At 48.4% G+C, this 22,452-nt stretch carries 13 protein-coding genes; 7 read left to right on the top strand and 6 right to left on the bottom strand.

The genetic code is table 11. The features are described 5' to 3' along the window. Positions 1–482 precede the first annotated feature (482 nt). The 4 genes from HMPREF2955_RS05080 to HMPREF2955_RS05065 all read right to left on the bottom strand — a co-directional run bounded on the left by HMPREF2955_RS05080 (position 483) and on the right by HMPREF2955_RS05065 (position 7,529). A complete protein-coding gene (locus HMPREF2955_RS05080; protein WP_019188965.1) occupies positions 483–1,484 on the bottom strand; it encodes a virulence RhuM family protein in 1,002 nt (333 codons plus the stop codon). A 139-nt stretch (positions 1,485–1,623) separates the two neighbouring features. Beyond that, positions 1,624–1,791: a hypothetical protein gene (locus HMPREF2955_RS15035; RefSeq protein WP_246830074.1), complete on the bottom strand. Its 168-nt coding sequence runs from the start codon at positions 1,789–1,791 to the stop codon at positions 1,624–1,626. Between the two features lie 583 nt (positions 1,792–2,374). Continuing rightward, positions 2,375–2,611 carry a hypothetical protein gene (locus tag HMPREF2955_RS15715; RefSeq protein ID WP_139145488.1) on the bottom strand — a complete coding sequence of 79 codons (237 nt, stop codon included), beginning with the start codon at positions 2,609–2,611 and terminating at the stop codon, positions 2,375–2,377. 481 nt (positions 2,612–3,092) lie between these two features. Continuing rightward, positions 3,093–7,529, bottom strand: a complete 4,437-nt coding sequence (locus tag HMPREF2955_RS05065) for a translocation/assembly module TamB domain-containing protein (RefSeq protein ID WP_070721563.1) — start codon at positions 7,527–7,529, stop codon at positions 3,093–3,095. Positions 7,530–7,800: 271 nt separating this feature from the next. On the opposite strand from HMPREF2955_RS05065, the gene HMPREF2955_RS05060 reads away from it, so the two are divergent. The 7 genes from HMPREF2955_RS05060 to HMPREF2955_RS05030 all read left to right on the top strand — a co-directional run bounded on the left by HMPREF2955_RS05060 (position 7,801) and on the right by HMPREF2955_RS05030 (position 14,534). Further along, entirely contained in the window at positions 7,801–9,150 is a 1,350-nt protein-coding gene (locus HMPREF2955_RS05060; RefSeq protein WP_070721560.1) for a Na(+)-translocating NADH-quinone reductase subunit A, read from the top strand. 6 nt (positions 9,151–9,156) lie between these two features. Then, a complete protein-coding gene (locus HMPREF2955_RS05055; RefSeq protein WP_070721559.1) occupies positions 9,157–10,323 on the top strand; it encodes an NADH:ubiquinone reductase (Na(+)-transporting) subunit B in 1,167 nt (388 codons plus the stop codon). Positions 10,324–10,327: 4 nt separating this feature from the next. After that, on the top strand, positions 10,328–11,050 hold the full coding sequence (gene nqrC, locus HMPREF2955_RS05050; protein ID WP_070721557.1) for an NADH:ubiquinone reductase (Na(+)-transporting) subunit C: 723 nt from the start codon (positions 10,328–10,330) through the stop codon (positions 11,048–11,050). 15 nt (positions 11,051–11,065) lie between these two features. Then, positions 11,066–11,695, top strand: coding sequence for an NADH:ubiquinone reductase (Na(+)-transporting) subunit D (locus HMPREF2955_RS05045; RefSeq protein ID WP_025816956.1), 630 nt, complete (start codon positions 11,066–11,068; stop codon positions 11,693–11,695). Between the two features lie 9 nt (positions 11,696–11,704). Beyond that, positions 11,705–12,331, top strand: coding sequence for an NADH:ubiquinone reductase (Na(+)-transporting) subunit E (nqrE, locus tag HMPREF2955_RS05040; RefSeq protein ID WP_070721555.1), 627 nt, complete (start codon positions 11,705–11,707; stop codon positions 12,329–12,331). Positions 12,332–12,342: 11 nt separating this feature from the next. Then, on the top strand, positions 12,343–13,611 hold the full coding sequence (gene nqrF, locus HMPREF2955_RS05035) for an NADH:ubiquinone reductase (Na(+)-transporting) subunit F (RefSeq protein ID WP_070721553.1): 1,269 nt from the start codon (positions 12,343–12,345) through the stop codon (positions 13,609–13,611). A 140-nt stretch (positions 13,612–13,751) separates the two neighbouring features. After that, positions 13,752–14,534, top strand: coding sequence for a Cof-type HAD-IIB family hydrolase (locus HMPREF2955_RS05030; protein WP_070721621.1), 783 nt, complete (start codon positions 13,752–13,754; stop codon positions 14,532–14,534). A gap of 261 nt (positions 14,535–14,795) precedes the next feature. Here HMPREF2955_RS05030 and HMPREF2955_RS05025 read toward each other — a convergent pair whose 3' ends face one another. Continuing rightward, positions 14,796–17,102 carry a translocation and assembly module lipoprotein TamL gene (locus tag HMPREF2955_RS05025; RefSeq protein ID WP_070721551.1) on the bottom strand — a complete coding sequence of 769 codons (2,307 nt, stop codon included), beginning with the start codon at positions 17,100–17,102 and terminating at the stop codon, positions 14,796–14,798. Beyond that, a complete protein-coding gene (locus tag HMPREF2955_RS05020) occupies positions 17,092–21,714 on the bottom strand; it encodes a translocation/assembly module TamB domain-containing protein (protein WP_070721549.1) in 4,623 nt (1,540 codons plus the stop codon). The genes HMPREF2955_RS05025 and HMPREF2955_RS05020 overlap by 11 nt, the downstream gene beginning before the upstream one ends. Positions 21,715–22,452: the final 738 nt, after the last annotated feature.

The raw sequence follows: 22,452 nt of genomic DNA, 5'->3' as shown, positions 1-22,452 counted from the left end.
AAGGTTGTGCTCTACCAACTGAGCTATTCCCGCAGCTTGTTTTACTAAGGCATTTCTCTAAATGCGCTGCAAAGGTACTATGTTTTTTCGAACCTGCAAATTATTTCCGCCTTTTTTTTCGATTTGACTGCAATTTAGCAACCAAATCATCTGTGCTGGCTTTGTTGGATTTATATATATATAAGGTGTGCTCCGCCCATTAACTCATTAATAACCAACAGTTCGCTTACATTGTCGAAGGAAAAGCGGTGTGTTGTAGCACGCATCCCGTATGATTAATGAAGCGTGCGACATCAATTCGCAAACCAACGTAGGGTATCCCCTCGCCGATACCTTTGCTCTAGAAGCTTTTTTGCAACGGATAATCCCCCAGAGCAGGTTTCCGTCCGAGGGGATTTCAAAGTTTCTGTGTACGCAATTGACTGAACTCCCATCCGCTCGGTCATACTTCATCACCTTATCATACACTGACCAATTTGGGTTTAATTCTCATGCTCGTTTCCCTTCTTATTGATGTTTCCTAAGCGTTTGATGGCTTCCAGATAATCGCGTTCGGCGTCGCTGATGGTGCGTTGCTTGTAGCGGCGATATTCGTTTGTAGCGTGTTTCATGGCCTCATCGTGCGTCACCTTGCCTGCATCTTGCAGTAGTTGTTCGCCAGTCATAGTGAGTATTCGGTCCAGATAGTTGGCCCAGTCGTTCATGGTCATCGGTTGCTCTCGCTCTGCCTGTCGTTCCGCGAAGTCTAAATAGCCCGAAACCAGTTGTCCCAATGCGCGTAGTTCTTTTTCGTTGAGGTAGTTCTTGGCGGTGCGTGCTTCCGTTAGTGTGGGTTGGTTGCCTTTAAACGTAAGCAAGCCCATGAAATCTTTCTCGGCATCGGCACGCTCTACAATCAGTTCAGCAGCCGTATGGCCATGGATGGCATAGTGAATTTTGTTTTGAACTTTTTGGAAAAACAGCTGCGATACCGTTGCGCGCGGGTCGTAGTCGATGCTTGTGGCATATATTTCCAGCACTTGGCGATACAACACTTTCTCCGTTGCGCGTATGTCGCGGATGCGTGCCAGCAGTTCTTTCCAATACCCACCGCCACCCAGTTGTTTCAGTCGGTCGTCGTCTAGCGTAAAGCCCTTAACAATGTATTCTCTAAGCCGCTGAGTTGCCCATTGGCGAAAGCGCGTGGCAATGATGCTGCGTACCCGATAGCCAAGTGCGATAATCATATCGAGGTTGTAGAATGAGGTAAGATACGCCTTGCCGTCGGCAGCAGTGGTTCGGAGTTTCCGAACAACTGCATCTTCCTGCAATTCACCTTCTTCAAATATGTGCTTGATATGCTCACTGACATTCGACTTGCTGGTTTGATATAGCTCGCACATCTGTGCCTGCGTAAGCCACAACGTCTCGTCTTCGAGCCTTACGTCCAATCTGGTCAAGCCGCTTTCATCCGTGTAGATAATTATCATATTGTTTTCTTCCATGTCTGCTTAACTAATTATGAACTGATGGCAGCTAAATCACCTTGACAAAGTGTCGGTGATGGGCGCGGCAGCCTCGCGACGGGCAGCCTGTTTGCCGGGTCAGGTAAACTGGTACATCTCTTCTGCGTCTTCCACGGCATCATCGCCAAGCGGTTGTTGCAGCGTTTTTTTTATTTACAACGTGCTTAACAGACTCCGTTTTCTCGTCCTTCACTTCGGTGAAACACGATGGTGCAATCCGAAAGAGCGCATCAAGGCTCAGCTTACTGCCGTCTGTCGATATGTGTTCCAATCTTTCAGGTTTCATTTTATCTAGTTGTTTATTGTTTCTCTTTTGCTTTCAAGTTGTACGGTTTGTTCGTGCGGCCGTTGCTACTTGTGCCTTGTTTACTGCTCTTCGCCAAGTTGTATTTGTCTTTGTGCTTTGCAAGAGCCCCAAAGGCAATGTGTGGAGCCGGCCTAAAATTTAGAGGAGTGTGGTATCTTTGTGATGCAAAACCAAGATAAACACTCCTCTCGTGTACCAAAGTACAGGGCAAAGTTACAATAATATTTTGGATTTATGCCCCATTTGTGGGTAGCAAAACGTGGTTGGGTATCGAAAAAATGGTACATGTTGTAGAGGAGTAGGTAGTAGGGTAGTAAGTAGTAAGAAGTAGGGCGGCAAGGGGAAAGTTGTAGGGTGTTTTTTGAATAGCCTAAGAGGGGTAAATATATTTTACAAAACGCTCTTTCCCGCCGCTCCATTCTAGCGCAAATCGGGACCTAAAACCATCCGTTTAGGGCCATTTTGTGCTTTCGTGGTCGTTTCGTTCTGTCCAAATTTGCGCATCTTGTGTGCGTTTTGTATCACTTTGCATTTCTCTTTGCTCCGTGGCTCGCCAATTTTATCACCTCCAAAATGGGCGTTTTGCATCGAATTTACCATGTTTTGGTGCTGCTAGTTTGCATTTGTAGCCTGAATATTTATGCCGTATAAACATAACATCACCTTTGTGGGAACTGCTATTTTTCACCTTTGGCTTGCAATTTGCGGCATTTCGCTCTGCATTTTGTAGCGTTTTACCTTGCGTTTTGCAGCGTTTTGCACTGCGTTTTGCTGCATTTTGCACTGCGTTTTGCTGCATTTTGCCTTACTTTTTACTGCAAAAGCGCAATTGTTTTGCATCGTTTGTGTATTTATGCAGTATTAAAATGGCTTGCACACTGTTGTGTGCAGTGTCCATTTTTACCTTAATAACCCCTTGCAATACTCCATTATTTGCGGCCGAGTGGCAGGCTGGATGATTTTAATGCCACTTTTTGTGTTGGAGTTTGTGCTGAAAAGATGACAAAAAGGGGATGGTGAGTTGATTGGATAACCAGTTGATGAGTTGACAAATTTACAAGTAGACAAGTTGACCTGTAGACGAGTAGACAAGTTAACCAGTAGACGAATTGACAAGTTAATAAGTAGATAAGTTAACCAGTTAACTTGTTGTCGGGTTGACAAGTTAACCAGTTGATGAGTAGACAAGCTGATATATAAGGGGGCATAAGGGGGTAGGCGAGGGGCGGTTTTGCCGCGCCGAACATCCTTTAAGCATGTTCAACGCGCAGGCAATACCGCTATTTCTTCTTTTCGGCCTTGGGTTTCTTCTTCTTTCGGCTTGTTATTCCAAAGAGGTCTTTCCAACCATTGAAGTCTTTTTTCAAAATCAAGCCTATGCCTTGCGTGTTCAAGCTGTTGCGTGTAAAGTAGCGGTCGTTGGTTTGGTTGTACATTTTGATGGCCAAGTTGCCGCTTGGGAATAGCAGATAGCGGATGTCGAAGTCGCCAATGAAACTCTTGGTGGTGTTCACGTTGTCGCGATAGCCAAACTGACCATTAATCAGCAGGCGGTTGTTGAGCAACCTACCGCTGAGCAATCCTTCGTATTCGGCATTTCCCCAACCATCGTCGCCTGTGGCAATGTTTGCCCCGAAGTTCCAGTTGGTGTTGTTTACAACCGTTCCAAGCACGTTGTTAAGCTGCTGACTAAGTGTGCTGCTAAGCAAACTTTGCATGGCCAACGATGTCGTGCTTTGAGTGCTGCTGTTGCCCAAGTCGGCATTGTTGCGCCCCTGTGTATAGAAACGCCCCACGGCCAGAAGGTAAAGCACCTGCTGATTCATTTCTTCTTCGCCATTGATAAGGCTATATATCATTTGTTTGGCGTTAGAATTGACGGTGGGCAAGTCGAGGTCGAACGACACTTTGGGCGCGGCTGGGGTGCCTGTGATGTTCATCAGGCAGTTAACGCGAATGTTGTTGTTAGAGAAACTCTTGCCAAGGTTGAGGTCTGAAAGGCTCACGCCGTTGGCCGTATAGATGGCTTTCATGTTGAGTCGGGCTGCATAGGGGTCGCCATTAAAGGCGATGGTGCTGCCCTGTTCGAAGGTGAAGTCTTTCTTAATCACGTTTTGTATGGTGAGTTTATACACGCCGTGGTCGATGGCGAAGTTGCCAAACATGTCGAATGCGCCTTTATTATAATAGGTGGCCCTTAGTACGCCATAGCCGTTTAGCGAGACGTAGTCGCCGCTTTGCTTGTCCATGATGAGCCGTATCGTGGCATCGGGCGTGCAGTTCACCAAGAAGTTGAGGTGCAGGTCGGTTGGTATGTCGGCCGTTTGGTTGTCGTTATGCGCTTGGTCTTCGGTTTCGGGCTCCTGCGCTTTCTGCTCTTCGGCGGTGAGCAGCGCATCAGCCCCCCAATGAATGAACGAGTTGTTGTTTACGGTTTGCGGGCTGGCCGCATTGTAAACCAGTACAGAATTGCGGTTGGGTGTGGCATCGATGTCGATGTTTACTTCTCCACTCCGCCCCCTAATGTTGCAAGTTCCCGTAGCGTACACCGTTCCATAGAAGGTGTTTTCGCCAAAGGTCTTGGTGTCGTATGCCAGCAAATTGTTGGCCTTTACGCTGAGGTTGTAGCTTAGGTCGGTAAGGTGGTCGTGCCTAATCTCACCACTTAGCGTGCCAACGTTTCCATTTCGGTCGGTAAAGCGGCAAGCGTTGAGGTCTATCCTGTTGGGTACAAAGTGCACCGTGTCGTTTGTCAGCGTGTAAACGGTGTTCAAAGGGGTCATGGTAAAGCTGCCGTTGGCCACCAACTGCCCTGTAAGATTGATGTAGCTTAACGGCCCCGAGAGGCGCACCTCGCCGTTGGCGTAGGCCTTAACGCCGTGCATGAAACTCTTGCAAAAGGTTTCCATAAAGGCGATGTTGGTGTTGTTGGCCTTGATGGCCAGGTCGATGTTGTTGTGTTTGGGCGAAACATAACCGTTGATAAAGGTTCTGGCGTTCAATCCGTCGCTGGCAATGGCATCTATTTCCACGTTTCCTTTCTCGTTGTTGTACTTTACCCCGGCAACCAGCGTACCCATGTCGCCCTCTTCGAAGGTGAAATCGTTCACCCGCAAGTTGGCGTATGCGTTGGGATTGTTGAAAAGTGTCTTTACGATGGCTGTGCCAGTGGCACGTCCGCCAAACTCTACGGCATGGAAATTAACCAGGTTGAGCATGTAGCTAACGTCTACATCTTTGAGTTCGACCATGAGCGAGTCGTGCGCATTGTTGGTTGCGGCTCCGTCTATGGCGATGAGTTGCTTGCCGCGCGCAATGGCGAACTTGTCGAACAGCACGCGATTTTTGCTGTATGTTACCTGCGAAGGTTTCACTTGCCAAATGGCATTGCCCACGGTTATGTCCGATTGTTGGAACGTTGCTTGGGCAGTGGCCTCGCCTTCGTCGTTCTTAAAGAATGTGGTTTGCCATTTCAGTTCGCCTTTTAGCAAGGGCTTGCGCAGGTTGTCGAACGAAACGGTAGACGAAATCTTGTTGTCGGCCGCCGAGGCTTGCACGTTGCACCATGTTTTTTTGCCGTTTTCGGCCACGTTTATGGCTTGTGCAGCCAGTTTGAGTGTGTCGTTCAGCGTGCTGACCGTCATTTCGCCGCCCTCAATGCGGTGCCCGTCGTAGCTGAAACTGGGCGCTTTGAGGGTGATGTTGAGCGTTTTTTGTGCATCGTTCATGCTGGCGGCAAAGTTGATGGGACGCTTGATGTTTAGCGGAACGTTGAAAATGTGTTGCAACCAGTCGGTATTGTCTACATTGGCGCTGATGGTGAAGTTGTTGGTTTGGGTATTAGTTACCTTCGGGAGGCCAGGCATGGTGGGCACTTTGCTGCCGATAAGGTTGGTTAGGCTTTGTGCCAGCGTGTTGTAATCGTACTTGCCTGTTAACAGAATGTTGCCAAAATCGCTGTTCACCGCCAGCGAATGCTGTTGGTTGTTGTTGCTTACGTCTACGGATATGGCGTTAAGCTTATAGCTTTTTGTGTCGGACAGCATCGCAAAGCGGTCTAGCTGCACCCTTCCGTTGGCCGTATTGAGCGAGTTACCCTTGATGTCGGCCATTACGGCAAAGCTAAATTGCGTGTTGGGCCATAGCTTTGTGAGGCTAAGGGCCGAGGGATTGAAGTTTGTTACTTCGGCTTTTAGCTTGGCAAAGGGCTGTTTCGATGTAAGGTTGAACTGGCCTTGCAGGTCGAAATTTACGTTGGGGTCTTTGATGTTCAGCTTTCCGTCGAAGGTTCCGTTATCCCATTCGCCGTCTACGGCAATGTTCTTATAGCTGTATGCGTTGTAGAAAAACTCCTTAACGTCGCCTTTTGCCTTTACATATACCGAGCCGCGTGCGGGCAGCTTGCCGTCAACGTCTATTTGTGTGGAAATGTTTCCAAAGCGTTTGTCGGCCAAAATCTTGCCGAGGTCTAAGGCATTGGTTTCCACCCTGCCCGAAAAATTGTTGTTGTGTCGGCCAAAAGCCACTGTTGCGATGCCAGCATCGGTGCGTATGACGCCTTTGGTGGCCACGTCTTGGCCATATCCGCCAGCCTCGCCCACATAGTCGATGTTGCCCAACCGACTGATGACGGCAGGTACTTTGAAGTGGTTGGCGAAGTTGTCTGAAAGAAATTGCACGCCCTGGGCACTCACCCGAAGTCGGCTGATGGTGGTTGCCCAGCGCAGTTTGGATGTCCAATTGCTGATAGAGCCGTTGGCTTGGAGCGAGAAATTGTTCTCGCGCGAGGATATTTCGAGCGTTTTCACACGCAGGGAAGTGCTTGTGCCCGACACACTGGCTTGGAGAAAGAAGGGCTTAGTGGAGGTTTTCAGTTCGGGTAAGAAACAAGCAAGGTCGGCCAGGGTGAGCTTTGACCTTTGCAAACTGCCGCTGAACTGAAAAGAAGGCGACTGAAACTGGGAGCCGTTGAAGGCGTATGAGGCCGTGAGTGGCCCGAAACTGATGTTGGTTGAGGGCAAAACGCAGGCTAAGTGCAACAGGCTTGCCTGCTGTTTGTTGGCGGTAAGCACGCCTGTAAGGGCTTTAACGTGCAGCCCCGACTGTTCTTTGAACGACAGGTCCTTGATGTTGAGGTTCAGACTGTCGTTGGTCAGGGCGTCGAGCGCAATGTGCGCGCTGATGTCGGTTGCCAAAATGTGGTTGGGAGAGAATGTTTTTGTCTTGGGTTTGTCGAGCTGATTGTAGCTAGCACTTCCCCTTCGGATGATGAGCGTGTTGATACGAAGGTCGAGAGGTGTGTTAGAAGTGGTGTCTTTGGATGCCAACGAGTCGATGGCGAATTGGAAATTGGGTTGGCTTTGCGCTGTTTGCTTATAGAGATTGGCTTTTAATCCGAATAGCTGAACAGATGATATGTGGATTTTTCCCGCTGCAAGTGCGGTGTAATCAAGCTTTACCGAGAGCCGTGTGGCCTCGAGCATGCGTTGGTTTTGCTGGTCGTTGATAACGAGGTCGTCGATGATAATTCGGTTAAGAAAGCCTAAATCCACCTTGCCCACCGACACGTGGGTACCCAACTTCTCCGAAAGGGCGTCGCCGATGGTGTTCCCAACAAAAGCCTGAATGAAGGGAACATGCAGCAAAACCACAAAAACGAAGTACAGGCCAACCACAGCCCATAAAATTATATTTATTATGTGTCTTAACTTTCTCAATTGCTTTGTTTGGTTGGCAAAATTACATCAAAAAAATCTTAATGAGAAATATACCCACCGTTTTTCTTTTTATTATGTTTTATTTTGATTATATTTGCAACGATAAAGCGGTGGGTGGTGTTCCTATCCATCGCTTTCGGTGTTTGTTTTGCAGGCGAGCACCCGTTAGGCAAGCGTTTGTTGCCCCGCTATTGGGGCGCAAAGGCAATGCTGCCCAGGCAAAAAGGTAGGACTAGAGATTAATCATTAAAATCAGATATATTAGTTTATCATGGCAAATGTCATTAAGTTACGTAAAGGCTTAAACATTCACCTGAAAGGAACAGCTGCCCAAACGAAACGCGTTGTAGGCGCATGCACGGAATATGTGGTGCGTCCCGACACCTTCGAAGGCGTTGTTCCTAAACTTGTTGTACACGAAGGAGACCGTGTAGAGGTGGGTGATGCCTTGTTTGTAGATAAGAACTTTCCTGAGGTGAGGTTCGCATCGCCCGTGAGCGGAACGGTTAAGGCCGTTGATAGGGGCGAAAGACGAAAGATACTCGGCATCAGGTTGCAGGCTGACGAGGTGCAGAAGTATCACGATTTCGGGCGGCGCGACGTGTTGACACTCTCTGCCGACGAAGTGAAAAGCGCCTTGTTGGAGGCAGGTTTGTTTGGCTATATATACCAATTGCCTTACGCCGTGTCTACCAATCCGCAGGCAATGCCTAAGGCCATCTTTGTTTCCGCACTGCGCGACATGCCCCTTGCCAACAACTTTGAATACGAGTTGCAGGGCAACGAGCGCGATTTCCAAACGGGATTGACAGCCCTTTCGAAGATGGCAACCACCCATTTGGGAATAGGGAAGAACCAAAAGGCCGACGCGTTGGTGAACGCCAAGGACGTGGAAGTGACGGTTTTCGATGGTCCATGCCCCGCAGGAAACGTTAGCGTACAGGTAAATCACATCTCGCCAGTGAATAAGGGCGAAGTGGTTTGGACGGTCGACCCCACGTTTGTGATTTTCTTCGGAAGGCTGTTCAATACAGGTAAGGTCAATCTTCTCCGCACAATCGCCCTTGGGGGCAGTGCTATGGCATCGCCTATGTACGTTGATGCGCTCATCGGAACGCCTTTCTCGGTGATTTTGAAAGATGCTTTGACGCGCCAAGAAGACCTTCGCCTTATCAATGGCAACCCCTTAACGGGTACGAAATCGTGCTTGGAAGACAGCGTAGGTGTAAGAACATCCGAGATAACAGCCATTCCCGAAGGTGCCGACGCAAACGAAATGTTTGGTTGGATAATGCCGCGCACCAACCAATTTTCCACATCGCGCAGCTATTTCTCTTGGCTCATGGGCAAGAAGGAGTACGATTTGGATGCACGCGTGAAGGGTGGCGAACGCCATATTATCATGAGTGGCGAATATGACAGTGTGTTGCCGATGGATATTTACGGCGAGTTCCTCATCAAAGCCATTATCGTTGGCGACATCGACAAGATGGAACAGCTGGGCATCTATGAGGTTTCGCCCGAAGATTTCGCATTGGCAGAGTTCGTTGACAGTTCTAAACTCGAACTGCAACGCATCGTTCGCCAGGGGCTGAACATGTTACGTAAAGAAAATGCATAAAGCAGTATGAAAGCATTAAGACAATATTTAGATAAAATAAAGCCGAAATTCGAGCCAGGAGGCAAACTTCACGCCTTCCAAAGCATTTTTGACGGCTTGGAAACGTTCCTCTATGTGCCGAACACCACTTCGAAAGTGGGAACGCACATCCACGACTCCATCGACTCGAAACGCATCATGAGCATGGTGGTTATTGCCGCCTTGCCGGCTCTGCTCTTCGGAATGTACAACGTAGGCTATCAAAACTACGCGGCGGCAGGTCATTTGGCCGATGCCAGTTTCTTTGATTTGTTCTTCTTCGGCTTTCTTGCCGTGTTGCCAAAGGTGGTTGTAAGCTACGCCGTAGGGTTAGGAATAGAGTTTGCTTGGGCTCAATGGAAACACGAAGAGATACAAGAAGGATATTTGGTGACGGGTATTCTCATCCCATTGATTATTCCCGTGAACTGTCCGCTTTGGATATTGGTGCTCGCCGTGGCCTTCTCGGTAGTCCTTTGCAAAGAGATTTTCGGCGGAACGGGTATGAACATCTTCAACGTTGCGCTTTGCGCGCGCGCGTTCCTCTTCTTCTCATATCCTTCGAAGATGACGGGCGACACCGTTTGGGTGGCTTCCAGCTCCATCTTGGGCTTTGGTTACGACCTGCCCGACGGCTTTACGGCCGCCACGCCTTTGGGAGAGATTGGCGTTGGAGCCAACGTTCCGTACAGCCTTAGCGACATGATAACCGGCTTTATCCCCGGCAGTGTAGGCGAAACGAGCGTGATTGCCATAGGCATAGGCGCTGTTATCCTGCTTTGGACGGGCATCGCCAGTTGGCGTACTATGGGAAGTGTGTTTGGTGGAGGCATCTTAATGGCCTTGTTGTTTAAGCATTTGGGCATGACCAGCATCGATTGGTACGAGCATATCGTGCTGGGCGGTTTCTGTTTCGGTGCCGTATTCATGGCTACCGACCCCGTTACGTCGGCCCGAACCCACACCGGACAATGGATTTACGGATTCCTTATCGGTGCAATGGCCCTTATCATACGCGTGATGAACCCCGGCTATCCCGAAGGAATGATGCTGGCCATCCTGTTTGCCAACATGTTTGCGCCCCTTATCGACTATTATGTGGTGCAGGCAAACATAAGTAAGCGCATGAAACGTTTAACCAAAAACAACAAATGACATCATGGCAGAAGTGAAGAAAAAAGGATTAAACACCAATTCCAACGGCTATACGCTGATATATTCTACCATCCTCGTCGTTGTCGTTGCTTTCTTGTTGGCTTTCGTCTTTAAGGCGTTGAAACCTCAGCAAGACATCAACGTGGCCCTGGATAAGAAGAAACAATTGCTCTATGCGCTTAACATTCGCAACATAAGCGATGAAGAGGCTGCACAGAAGTATAAGGAAGTGGTATTGGCCGATGAGATAATAGACACCAAAGGGAACGTCACCACCAAAGGCGAACAAGGCGGCGAGAAGGCCGGTTTCTTGCTCAACAGCGCCGATTACAAGGCTGGCCGCTTGGCTTTGTTCGTTTGTAAGGTAGACGGGCAAACCAAGTACATCGTACCCGTTTACGGTATGGGACTTTGGGGACCTATCAATGGCTTCATCGCACTAGATGCAGACAAGAACACTGTTTACGGAGCGTACTTCAATCACGAAGGAGAAACGGCCGGATTGGGTGCGGAGATAAAAGACAACGTGAAGTGGCAGAACCTGTTTAAAGGAAAGAAGGTGTTCGCAGAGGGCACCCGGAAAGTGGCACTCTCTGTTGTAAAGAAGGTAGACGACCCCTCTACGCAGGTGGATGCGGTAACAGGCGCCACGCTGACAAGTAATGGCGTGAGCGACATGCTTATCGAGGGGTTGTCTAAGTATCTTGTGTTTTTAACCAGTAAATAATCGAACGCAGCAGTTATGAGTAAGTTATTTTCAAAGGAAAACAAAGAAGTCTTTGTCAATCCGCTAAATCTCGATAACCCCATCATGGTTCAGGTGCTTGGCATCTGTTCGGCGTTGGCCGTTACCTCGCAGCTAAAACCGGCTATCGTAATGGGACTTGCCGTTACCATCATTACGGCTTTCTCTAACGTTATCATCTCCTTGATACGCAATACCATCCCTTCGCGCATCCGAATCATCGTTCAATTGGTGGTGGTGGCAGCCTTGGTTACCATCGTTAGCCAAATTCTCAAAGCCTTTGTGTATGATGTCAGCGTAGAACTGTCGGTATATGTGGGTCTGATTATCACCAATTGCATCCTCATGGGACGCCTCGAAGCCTTCGCCATGATGAATAAGCCTTGGCCAAGTTTCCTCGACGGCATCGGCAATGGCTTGGGCTATGCCTTCATCTTGGTGCTTGTTGGTTGCATTCGCGAACTTTTCGGCCGTGGGTCGTTGCTTGGTTTCCAGCTAATTCCTGAGAGTGCATACCACGCAGGCTATCTGAACAACGGCATGATGACTATGCCCGCAATGGCATTGATACTGTTGGGCTGTGTTATCTGGCTGCATAGGGCATATTTCTACAAGGAGAAAAAATAAGAAAACGCTATGGAACATTTAATCAGTTTATTCTTTAGGTCCATCTTTGTGGACAACATGATATTCGCCTTTTTCTTGGGAATGTGCTCTTATCTGGCCGTTTCTAAGAACGTGAAGACGTCTTTGGGACTGGGCTTAGCTGTAACCTTCGTGTTGCTTGTTACTGTCCCTGTCGACTATTTGCTGCAAACCAAAGTGCTAGGTCCCAACTGTTTGATAGAGGGTGTCGACCTTTCTTACCTCAGTTTCATCCTTTTCATCGCCGTTATTGCAGGTATTGTGCAGCTGGTAGAAATGGCTGTCGAGAAATATAGCCCCTCGCTTTATTCTGCTTTGGGCATATTCTTGCCTCTAATTGCCGTTAACTGTGCCATCATGGGTGCCTCGCTCTTCATGCAACAGCGCATAAACATGGACCCATCCAGCACGCAATACATCGGTTCTGTATGGGATTCCATCTCTTATGCCGTTGGTAGTGGCTTCGGTTGGACCCTGGCCATCGTGTCGATGGGTGCAATTAGAGAGAAAATGCAATATAGCGACGTGCCCAAACCCCTGCAAGGACTGGGCATAACATTCATCACCGTAGGACTGATGGCTATGGCCATGATGTGTTTTTCGGGCTTAAATCTATAAGATAAGGATATATGTTACAGTTTATATTAATAAGTATAGCCGCTTTTCTGCTCATCATCTTGCTGCTGGTGATTATGTTGCTGGTGGCCAAGAAATATCTTTCGCCCGGCGGTAAGGTGGTTATCACCGTCAATGATGATAAGGAACTTACCGTGGAGCAGGGCAACAACGTGATGGCCACGCTCAACGAGAACGGCATTTTCTTGCCGTCGGCTTGTGGCGGAAAGGCCAGCTGCGGACAATGCAAGCTGCAAGTGCTCGAAGGAGGCGGCGAAATTCTCGACTCCGAACGCTCGCACTTCTCGCGAAAAGAAGTGAAAGAGCATTGGCGACTTGGTTGCCAGTGTAAGGTTAAAGGCGATTTGAAGGTTAAAGTGCCCGAAAGTGTGCTGGGTGTGAAAGAGTGGGAGTGCACGGTTATCAGCAACAAGAACGTGTCGAGCTTTATTAAGGAGTTCATCGTTGAGTTGCCACCAGGCGAACACATGGACTTCGTACCAGGGAGTTACGCTCAAATAAAGATACCTGCATACGAAACCATCGACTATAACAAGGATTTCGACAAGAAAGACATTGGCGAAGAGTACCTGCCTGTATGGGAAAAGTTCGGCATTTTCGACCTCAAAGCTCACAATCCCGAAGAAACCATCCGTGCTTACTCAATGGCCAACTACCCCGCAGAGGGCGACCGCATCACCCTAACCGTGCGTATAGCCACAACACCGTTTAAGCCTCGCCCAGAGGTGGGCTTTCAAGACGTGCCCACGGGTATTGCATCCAGCTACATCTTCTCGCGCAAGCCAGGCGATAAGGTGGTGATGAGTGGTCCGTTTGGTGATTTTCACCCGATATTCGACTCGAAGAAAGAGATGATTTGGGTTGGTGGCGGTGCAGGTATGGCACCCCTTCGCAGTCAGATTATGCACATGCTCAAAACACTTCACACTCGCGATCGCGAGATGCATTACTTCTATGGTGCGCGAAGTCTGAGCGAAGCGTTCTTCTTGGAAGACTTCCACGAGTTGGAAAAGGAATATCCAAACTTCCATTTCCACCTTGCACTCGACCGCCCCGACCCCAAAGCGGATGAGGCTGGGGTGCCATATACGGCTGGATTTGTACACGAAGTGATGTACAACACATACCTTAAAGACCATGACGCGCCCGAAGACATCGAATTCTACATGTGCGGCCCTGGTCCGATGAGTAAAGCTGTGCAAGTAATGCTCGACAGTATAGGCGTCGATCGCGAGAACATTATGTTCGACGACTTCGGTTAAACGCTTGTTGCAATACTGCTCGCAGGAGCTTTTAATTTTCAGTTAATCACGACACCGCATGGCGAATGCAAAACATTCGTTATGCGGTGTTTTCGTATTCCAATATAAAAGACTACCTTTGCACTAAATTTTTTCAGGATATGATAAAAGCATTGTTTTTCGACATCGACGGTACACTTGTTAGCATGAAGACGCATACCATCCCCACTTCGGCTGTTAAGTCTATTGCACAGGCCAAGCGCCAAGGGGTGAAGGTGTTTATCGCCACGGGCAGACCATACGCCATCATCAACAACATCGACTCCATTCTCCCCTATATAGACGGCTATCTCACCACCAATGGTGCATATTGCACCGTTGGAAACGAAGTGGTTTATCATCATCCCATCCCCAAACGCGATGTTGAATTGATACTTAACGATGCCATCGAGCAAGATTATTCGTGTGTGGTGGTGGGCGAAAAAGACATCACTACCTATAATTATAAGGACAATATCGACCGAATTTTTAGGCGTACGCTTGATATTCACGGCATTGATTATCACTTACCAATCGAGAAGGTGATGCAATACGACATCTTACAGTTAACTCCATTCGCCACTGTTGAACAAGAACAGCTGCTAATGCCACGCATCCCCGACTGCGTTTCTGGGCGTTGGCATCCTGAATTTATGGACATTACCTCGCGAATGGCCGACAAGGGTAGGGGACTTGCCGCTATAGCCCAACACCTCGGCATACCCATTGATGCCTGCGCCGCTTTTGGAGATGGAGGAAACGACATCAGTATGATACGTGCAGCAGGCGTAGGCGTGGCAATGGGCAACGCTGGTGACGATGTAAAGCAAGCTGCCAACTTCGTTACAACACATATAGACGAAGATGGCATCATGCACGCCATGCAACATTTAGGGATTGTATGATGCTTTAACCCCAATCGGTCGTTATAGCCTCTATGCAGGTTTTGTAGTGTCAGTACAAGTGTCTTGTACTGACATTATAGTCAAACAAAACTGGATTTGGAAAGGCATTGTTGCATCGTAAGCAAACAAAAAACCTCCTTTTCCTCTGCGTAAGGTCTTCTTGATACCATGCCGCGAAAGTCTTGCATCCTTTTAACAACGATTTTCCAAAAACAATTCTGACTGGCCACAAGACAGCCCATTCTAGCAAGACTAGGGCATTTAGAAAGGGTAACCAATGGCCAAGTGTAGGCTTTGACTATTTTTAAAGCGCCCCATATTGTAGAAACCGCTCTTGTAAGGCACATGAATGCCGATACCCCAATCTACACGAATAACAAAGAAATCGAGGTCGTAACGAAGGCCTATACCTGTGCCTAGGGCCATTTCCTTAGCTAGGTTCTTTACGTTGAACGTGGCGTTTGGCCGCATGCTCGATGAGTGCATGGCCCAAACGTTTCCAGCATCGATGAAAACCGCGCCATAAAGACTACCGATGAGCCGTGGACGATATTCTAGATTGAACAATAGCTTGATGTCGCCCGTTTGGTCGAGGTACGAGTTTGTGCTTGCCGTAGGATAGTAAGCCCCTGGTCCGATGCTACGAGCCGTAAATGCCCTGATGCTGTTTGCACCGCCCACATAGAATTGTTCGCTGTATGGAGCCTCAGTAGCGTTGCCGTAACTCCATATCGCACCTGCCGAGGCATGAGCCACAAGTTGCGAATGAGCGTTGAGTTTCCACGTTTTACGCCAATCGGTTTCTATCTTAAAGAAGTGCGCAAAGGGGTTCTTAAACAGCGTTTTGTCTTTCTCGTCCCATTTCTTACCTGCCGCCATATAGGCCAACGACAAGAGGTTGGAGGCTTCGCTAAAAGTGGTTTGCCACCAAATGGGATGACGATAGCGCGACGGACTGTTGAAAATGTAGCTGTAACGCATCTTGGGAATGAACACATCTTTCATTGTCACCTTCAAATATGGGTTGGCGTTGAGGATGGAATCAAACACGGCCGTGTGGCTCGTCATGTAGTTATATTGCAACGAGATGGGCGAAAACTGGTGCATCGAACGCTCGGAGGTCTGCACGTTGTAGGTGAGTTCGCCCGAAACGATGTGCCTTTTGAAGTAGCTTCCCCTGCTGATAACACTGGATGCCACCTTGATAAGCGACGAAGGCGTGTTGTAAAAGCGGCGCGACTGCCAAAATGGAGCAAAAAGACGAGGAAATTCTAACGAGGCCGACGCGCCGTATTCGTATGATTGCATCTGTGCAGCAGCCCCATTAGCACTGTGACCAGTCTGCCATTCGTACGAACCAAACACATTAATGTCTAGCTTTTCGGCGCCACGGAAGGCATTACGTCTGGTGAAACCCATAATGACGGCAGGCCCCATGCGCCCGTTGGTCTTGCCTGTGTAGTTGGTTTCAACGTAAAAGTCGTAGGGTTTATCGAGCAAGCCCGTTATGGAAAGGTCGAGCGTGTCGGACAACGAAGTGGTATCGCGCGGAGTAAACTTAAAATCGGTCATGCTGAAAAGTCCCATGTCCATCAGTTTGGTCGAAGTAAGGTTCTCGTCGCGATAGCGATACATGTGTTCTGGCCGCAACATGATGTTACGCATCAAGATACGCGAACGTATGGGCGAACGTTTGCCGTTGTAATACACGGTAAGTCTTTTGCGCTTTACGGAGTCGGTAAGTGTTTCGCCCATTTGCTTGCGGAGGTAGAAGTCTATTTTACCAACATACCATCTACGTTTAGCCGTTTCGGGCATGGTGGCCGTGGGCAACATTTTCAATTGTACCTTTAGCGGAACTTGTATGGTGTCGGCAAGGAACGAGGAGTAGCCCGGCTGGTAATAGTAATAGCCGTTATCGCGCAACAAGTTGCTTATTCGGTTGCGCTCTGTATCGAGCGACGACACGGAGAAAGGACTGCCTTTTTGCAACTTTGAGATAGAGGCGCGCGAGGCAATGAGCTGCGTAATTTCGGGAGGGAAGTTGAGATAGGCCACCGAGTCGAGCGTGTAAAGTGGGCCAACGCTCACCGAATAGCCAATCTTGGCTTTCTTAGGGTTCTTTTGTGTCAGCACTTCGTACTTCACACGCCCTTGAAAGTAGCCATGATTTTTCAGTGTGTTCTGCGCTACCGATGCGCGCAAGGCAGGGTTTACCCAGCTCATCAGCACTGGGGGCTTGCCAAAGGTTTTACTTATCCATTTGCCTGCACCCGATGTAGACTCGGAAAAGGCGTTCCATACCCAAAGGCTTATGGGGAAAGGGGTGCGATAATAGCTGCTGCCCATGAATGCGCCATTGGGTGCGCAATCCAAAGCAGCCTCCATTTCTTCTTGTGTTGAGGAGAAATACGAATTGTCTTCGTAGTTCGTGTACTTTATTTTCTTAAGGCCAACATACAGCTGGTCGCCTTCGGGAACGCCCTTCGTGGTGGAACAAGAAGTAGCGACAAGCGTTGCAACACAAGCTAACAATGCCGAGAAAATATGTTTGGGGTTATTCGCCATCTTTCTTTTCTTTATTTAGTGAGTCGGGCGTTGCTGGCAGCACCACCTCTTCGGGAACTTTAAGTCGGAATATGTCGCGGAAGTGGCGCAGCTTTCTTCGCCAGATAAAACCAACGCCATACTTCCCGATGTCGCCTTCCAGCCAGTCGTAGCTGTCGCGGTTGTAAAACATTTGCATGTAACGTGTAGAACCTTGGTTTAGGCGATACTCCAACGATACGTTATTAAAGAAAGTGTTGTCGTTTCGCCCGACATCGGAACCAGACGAGACTTTACCACCAACGATAATACGAAGTCTGTTGCTCCACAATCGTTTGGCAAACTTAAACGAATAGTCGGTGTGCATGTTGCCACTGGCATCCGTTACGTTGTCGAGACCAATACTCAGGTCGAGTGTTCGTAGGGCGTTGCCCGTGATGTTGTTTATCTGACTCTGCAAGAATGCACTTAAAGCATTGTTCATAGAGAAACTGCTGGTGTTGCCGTCTGCCAAATACATGCCTGTGGTGAGCATCGTAACTGCTAGTTTTCCGCGTTCGTCGCTACCCATCGTTTTAAGTTGGTTGCTGACAGTCATGTCTTGTGGCGCGTCGATGGTAAATTCCAATCCCATGTTCTTCAAGGTCTTGGTTACCACCACACCACATTCGAACTCAACGATACGTCCGTCCCTGCCGTTTGTGGTTACAGAGGCCTTTGTTATCTCGGTTGCGGTGATGTTTAGGCGCGGGTTCATTGCATCTCCCGTAAACTCAATGTAACTTCCGTTCTTAATGGTAAAGGTCTTAAGCGGAATAACGGGGAGCGAGTACTTCATCTCGCCGTTGTTAAGGGTGTAACGTCCTGTAAGCCTTAGTCCGTTAACCGGAGTGTATTGCATGCGCAAGTTGCCACCGCCCATCAAGTCGATATAGTTAGACTTATCGGCATTGAGCGCACAAAGAATGTGCGCATTGGGGTCGATGTTCATGCTCAGGTCCATGTTAAAGCCCGTCAATGCGGGGCGATTGATGATTTCGGCTTTGTTTTCTGCAAAGTTGGTAAACGACACTAAGTCGTCCATCTGATTGTCGGTAGAAAGCGGTGAGTCGCGCAGAATGTAAGTCATGTCGGTGGCATCAAGCACATCCAGCTTACCGCGCAGGTTCAAGTTGCTTACTTCGCCCGACATTCGGCCAGAGAAGTTAACGAATACTTTGCCAAACACTTCGGAACGATAGTTCTCCTTGGAGTTGATGATCTCGTATTTGTTGGCACGCATGCGCATGTCCATGCGCATACGGTCGGGATTGGAGAAGTCGAATTCGCCCGAAATGTTCAGTGGACTGTCGTTGTGGGCAAACACTTCGAAGTTTTCGAACAGCAGATGACTGTTCACAATGCGCACGGGGTCGTTGGCAAAACGTAGCGTTACGCCATACGGGTCGCTGAACAGGTGGGCCGAGTCAAGGAAAACTTCGCCGTTAATCATAGGCTTAGACAATGCGCCCTTGATGGCCAACTCGCCTTCGGCGTAGCCATTAAGTCCGAATATGCGCTGGGGCACAAATCCGTTTACGATGGTAAGGGGCAGCCGTTCGAGTTTTAAGGTGGCATCAAGCTGCCCACCACGAGCCGAATTGTAGGTACCCGACAGCTGACCAACCTGTATGTCGTTCTGACTTAGCGTACCATCAATGTAGTGTCCGCCGTCGGACTTCGGCATGTAAACAAACTCGGAACTGAGATTTCCCATCGGACTATGCTGATAAGCCAAGTCGGTAACCGACACGGCCGACGAGATTGACAACGCATCTTTGGTTTGTATCGCGTGGAAATCTCCGTTAAGCGTACCCGACACTTCGGGCATGTAGGGCAAAACGGAGAATAGTTTCTCAAGATTTAAGCGGTTTAGCGAGAGCGTAATGTCTTGCAAAGCCTCTTCGTTCTCGTTGTTGGTGGCCAATTGGATACCGGTTCCGTCTGTTGACCTTAAACGTAAGTCGGCGCGAACGCGGCGATCGTCGCCCATAAACACGTAGTTGCTGTCGTTAACCGTGAACTGTTTATAGCCCAAAACGGCCTCACGGTCCATCAAACTAAGGCGTATGCCATTATCTTCCATCGTGGCACGTACGCCCATGCCGATGCCCAGCTTGTTGTTCTCATCGTAAATCTGCGCTTTGATGTATGTTCCGCGCTCTTCCAATGCACCATTTAGGAGGGCATTAAACACGTATTGAGGATTTTTCTTGTTGTTGCGCACCTGCACCGAGTAGGCTATTTGGTCGGCATCAGACTTCAACGCCAATCGCACCGTGTCGATAAGTACGCTGTCGGCCACCAGCTGGTTGACGTTGAGATAACCATTTAGCCCGGCAACGGGCGACGAATGGAGGTCGGCAGACATTGCGCCCACCGAGTAGCCATACTTACGCAACACGCGCATAAAGATATTCTGACGTCCGCTTTGCAAGTTGATGTTGGCCAAGGGCAAACGTTCGCGCAGACGTGCCTCGTTAATGTGCTTTGTGGCAAGCTGCTGTTGCAGTTCTTTCCAAAAGCCCATGCTGCGATTTAAGATATAGGCGTATCCGCCCTTGCTGTTCATTTGCAATGCAAGGTCGCCACAAACAAGGTTGGCATGAGTGGTGTCGCGATTGGTAAAGAGGTTTACAGACATGGCGCCAAGGCGATAATCTTTGGCCGTATCGTTAACCATGATGTCGGCAACATTGCCTTCAAGCTTGTAATAATCCTTGCCGTTGGTTTCCAAGTTAAGGTCGCTACGGAAAGAGGCCACCACTTTTTGGTCTAGCAAGTGCAGGTTATAAAGGTCTAGCTTGGCCAGGTCGGTATTGATGTGTGCCTTTATCAGCTTACCGCTGTTTCGTCCGTTGACGTTTATCGAACCCTTCAACAAGGGGTTATTGCTTTGTAACGAGGCTGTGATAAGGCCGTTGCTCATCTGCACTTTGCCTGCAATCTTGTCTAAGTCGTAACCACCATAGTGGAAACGGTCTATGCGCACATTGGCAAACATCTGGGTTTTGGTCGACATAAAGTCGGTCCCCACACCTCGCGCCTCCACTTCGCCCGTAAAGGGATGCAAGCCTTGGTTGGGTAAGAAATGCTGTAAAGCCAAACTTTTCAGCTTAATGTTGGCATTGTAAGCCATCTTGCGCGCATCAAAACTGCCCTTTAACTGTACGCTGCCGCCGCCTTCGTGCATTGTGGCGTCTGCTTGATACGCCTCACCCTGCATCTTGGCGCGAGCGTTGAGCGAGATACCCGACGGAACATTCACTTGCCGTTGCAGTTTCTTGTCAAGCAACACCTTAGCGAAGTTCAAGTTATAGGTATTGGCTTTCAAGAAAATCTCTCCCTTACGCTTACGCGTATCCATAGGTTTCTCTACATAACCTGTGGTTTGCAGCTTAAAGGCGGTGGGCAAAACCACATTAAGCCCAGAAAAGGCGATACGTTCCTTGTTTCCCTTAGCCACGCCATCTATACGCAAAGGGTAATTGGGAAACGCCTTTCTAAACCCTTCGGGCATGCCGCCCATAGCGCGCAGCAAGTCGACCTTACCCAACGAGGCGTGCAAGGCAACATAAAATTTACCCGGATTAACCTCATCGAAGGCGTTCATGTCCATGTTGAACTTGGCCGTGAGCGACGATTCGGGCGTGCGCAATTCGAGGTTGGGCAGGGCAATGCGTGTAGAATCGAGCCCAACATGACCGCTAAGATGATTTACACGAACACCGCTTTTCTCCTTAAAGGCGCACATACGGAGATTCATTTTCAACTCTGGCTGACAGAAATAAAATGAGTCGATACCCAAATGCAGTTCTGTGAGATATATGTGATTAGGGTCTAGGCCGTCTGTTCGGGGCTTGTAGGTTTGGTCGTAATTCAGACTTCCGTTCTGCCAATTGAGCGTTTCAAGCCGATATAGGTTCTTATACAGGTCGAAATAGCCGTTTTTAGCATCCAGTTTGGGCAGATCAACCAATACGGTCATGCTGTCTCGTGGTGTTCGCAGCAAAGCTTTAGAGTGCTCTATCTGCAATTTGTCCACCTTTATTTTCCAGTAAATGGGAGTTTTAGTGGTGTCGGGCGGAACGGTGTCGCTCAACTCCACGCTGATGTTGGCATCTTTCAGTTGGGCTTGGTTCACCCTGATGGTCTTCGAGTTGAGGTCGACACCCCTGCTTTGCACAAGCAATAAGCCCACTTTTCCTTTTATGCGTGCCTCATGCACAAGGTTGGCCGTATTCATCTGCACGTCGTGTAACGACAGTTCGTCTACTTCCACCTTATTGCTTAGTAAAGGAATCAATTGCACATTGGCCACAATTCTTCCCACATTGGCGATGGTGTCGGTTTGTCCCGCTATTGAATCGTTAGCTTGCAGAACCCTTACGCCCTCAACACCGAGGTCAAGTGGAAACACAAGTCTAACTCTATCCACCGTTATGTTCATGCCCATCTTTTGCGATGCATAGCTCGCAACCCGCTTAACAGCCCAGTTTTGTACAGGTGGGCAGTAAAGCAGAACCACTAAGATAAGAAAAAGCACAATCGGGATGGCAACAGCTATGACAACCCATCGAATATATTTCTTCATACAAAAATGTTCGCTCGTCTATCTATTTTGCCTCAAGGCTCCTAATTTTAACCTGCAAAGTAAGCATTTTTTTTTGAAAATAAGCCACGTATCCGCCAAAGAAATGGTAACGAACAGCAATTTATTCAAAATCAAGACACAAAGGTTACAAATGTAACCCAAATGTGCAGTTACGATTAAAGCCCAATCGGTCTATCAGACCGCTTATCAATTATTTTAGGTTGTTTCCATCGTTTCCTGTTCATCTTTCGTTTGCTTGTCGGCATATTGCCTGTCTTATTCTCTTAACGTGGCCCGCTATGCCTTCAAGGATAAGATAGTCGATGTGCTTAACAAACAGGCAAAATCTGCACCTACTCAACGACCGAGTTCGGGTTAAAGAACTTAAAAACTCATGAACTGAGCAGCTTACACAACGAAGTCGTTTTGACTTATAATGTTTCTGTATATTGAGAGGAGTTTGGGGTCTTTGTGCAACAAAACCAAGAAAAACACCGCACTTATGTACGAAATACTGGCCAAATAAGTTCACTGTTTATAAATTCACGAAAACCCAACGACTCCCGTAAGCATCAACTCCCCAAACGTCAAGTTGCCAAGTCCTCAACTCAAAAACTTAAATTGTTTTATTTATTTTTATAATCTGGCTCTAATTTTCACTCCATTCTAGCAAAAATATAGGTCATAAAGTAGGTAAAAAGCCACTATTTAGGGATATTCAGTAAATATCTAACTAAT

Origin of the sequence: Prevotella sp. HMSC073D09, from assembly GCF_001814145.1 — a bacterium.
GTDB lineage: Bacteria > Bacteroidota > Bacteroidia > Bacteroidales > Bacteroidaceae > Prevotella > Prevotella conceptionensis.
This window is presented reverse-complemented; position numbering and strand designations above follow the sequence as displayed.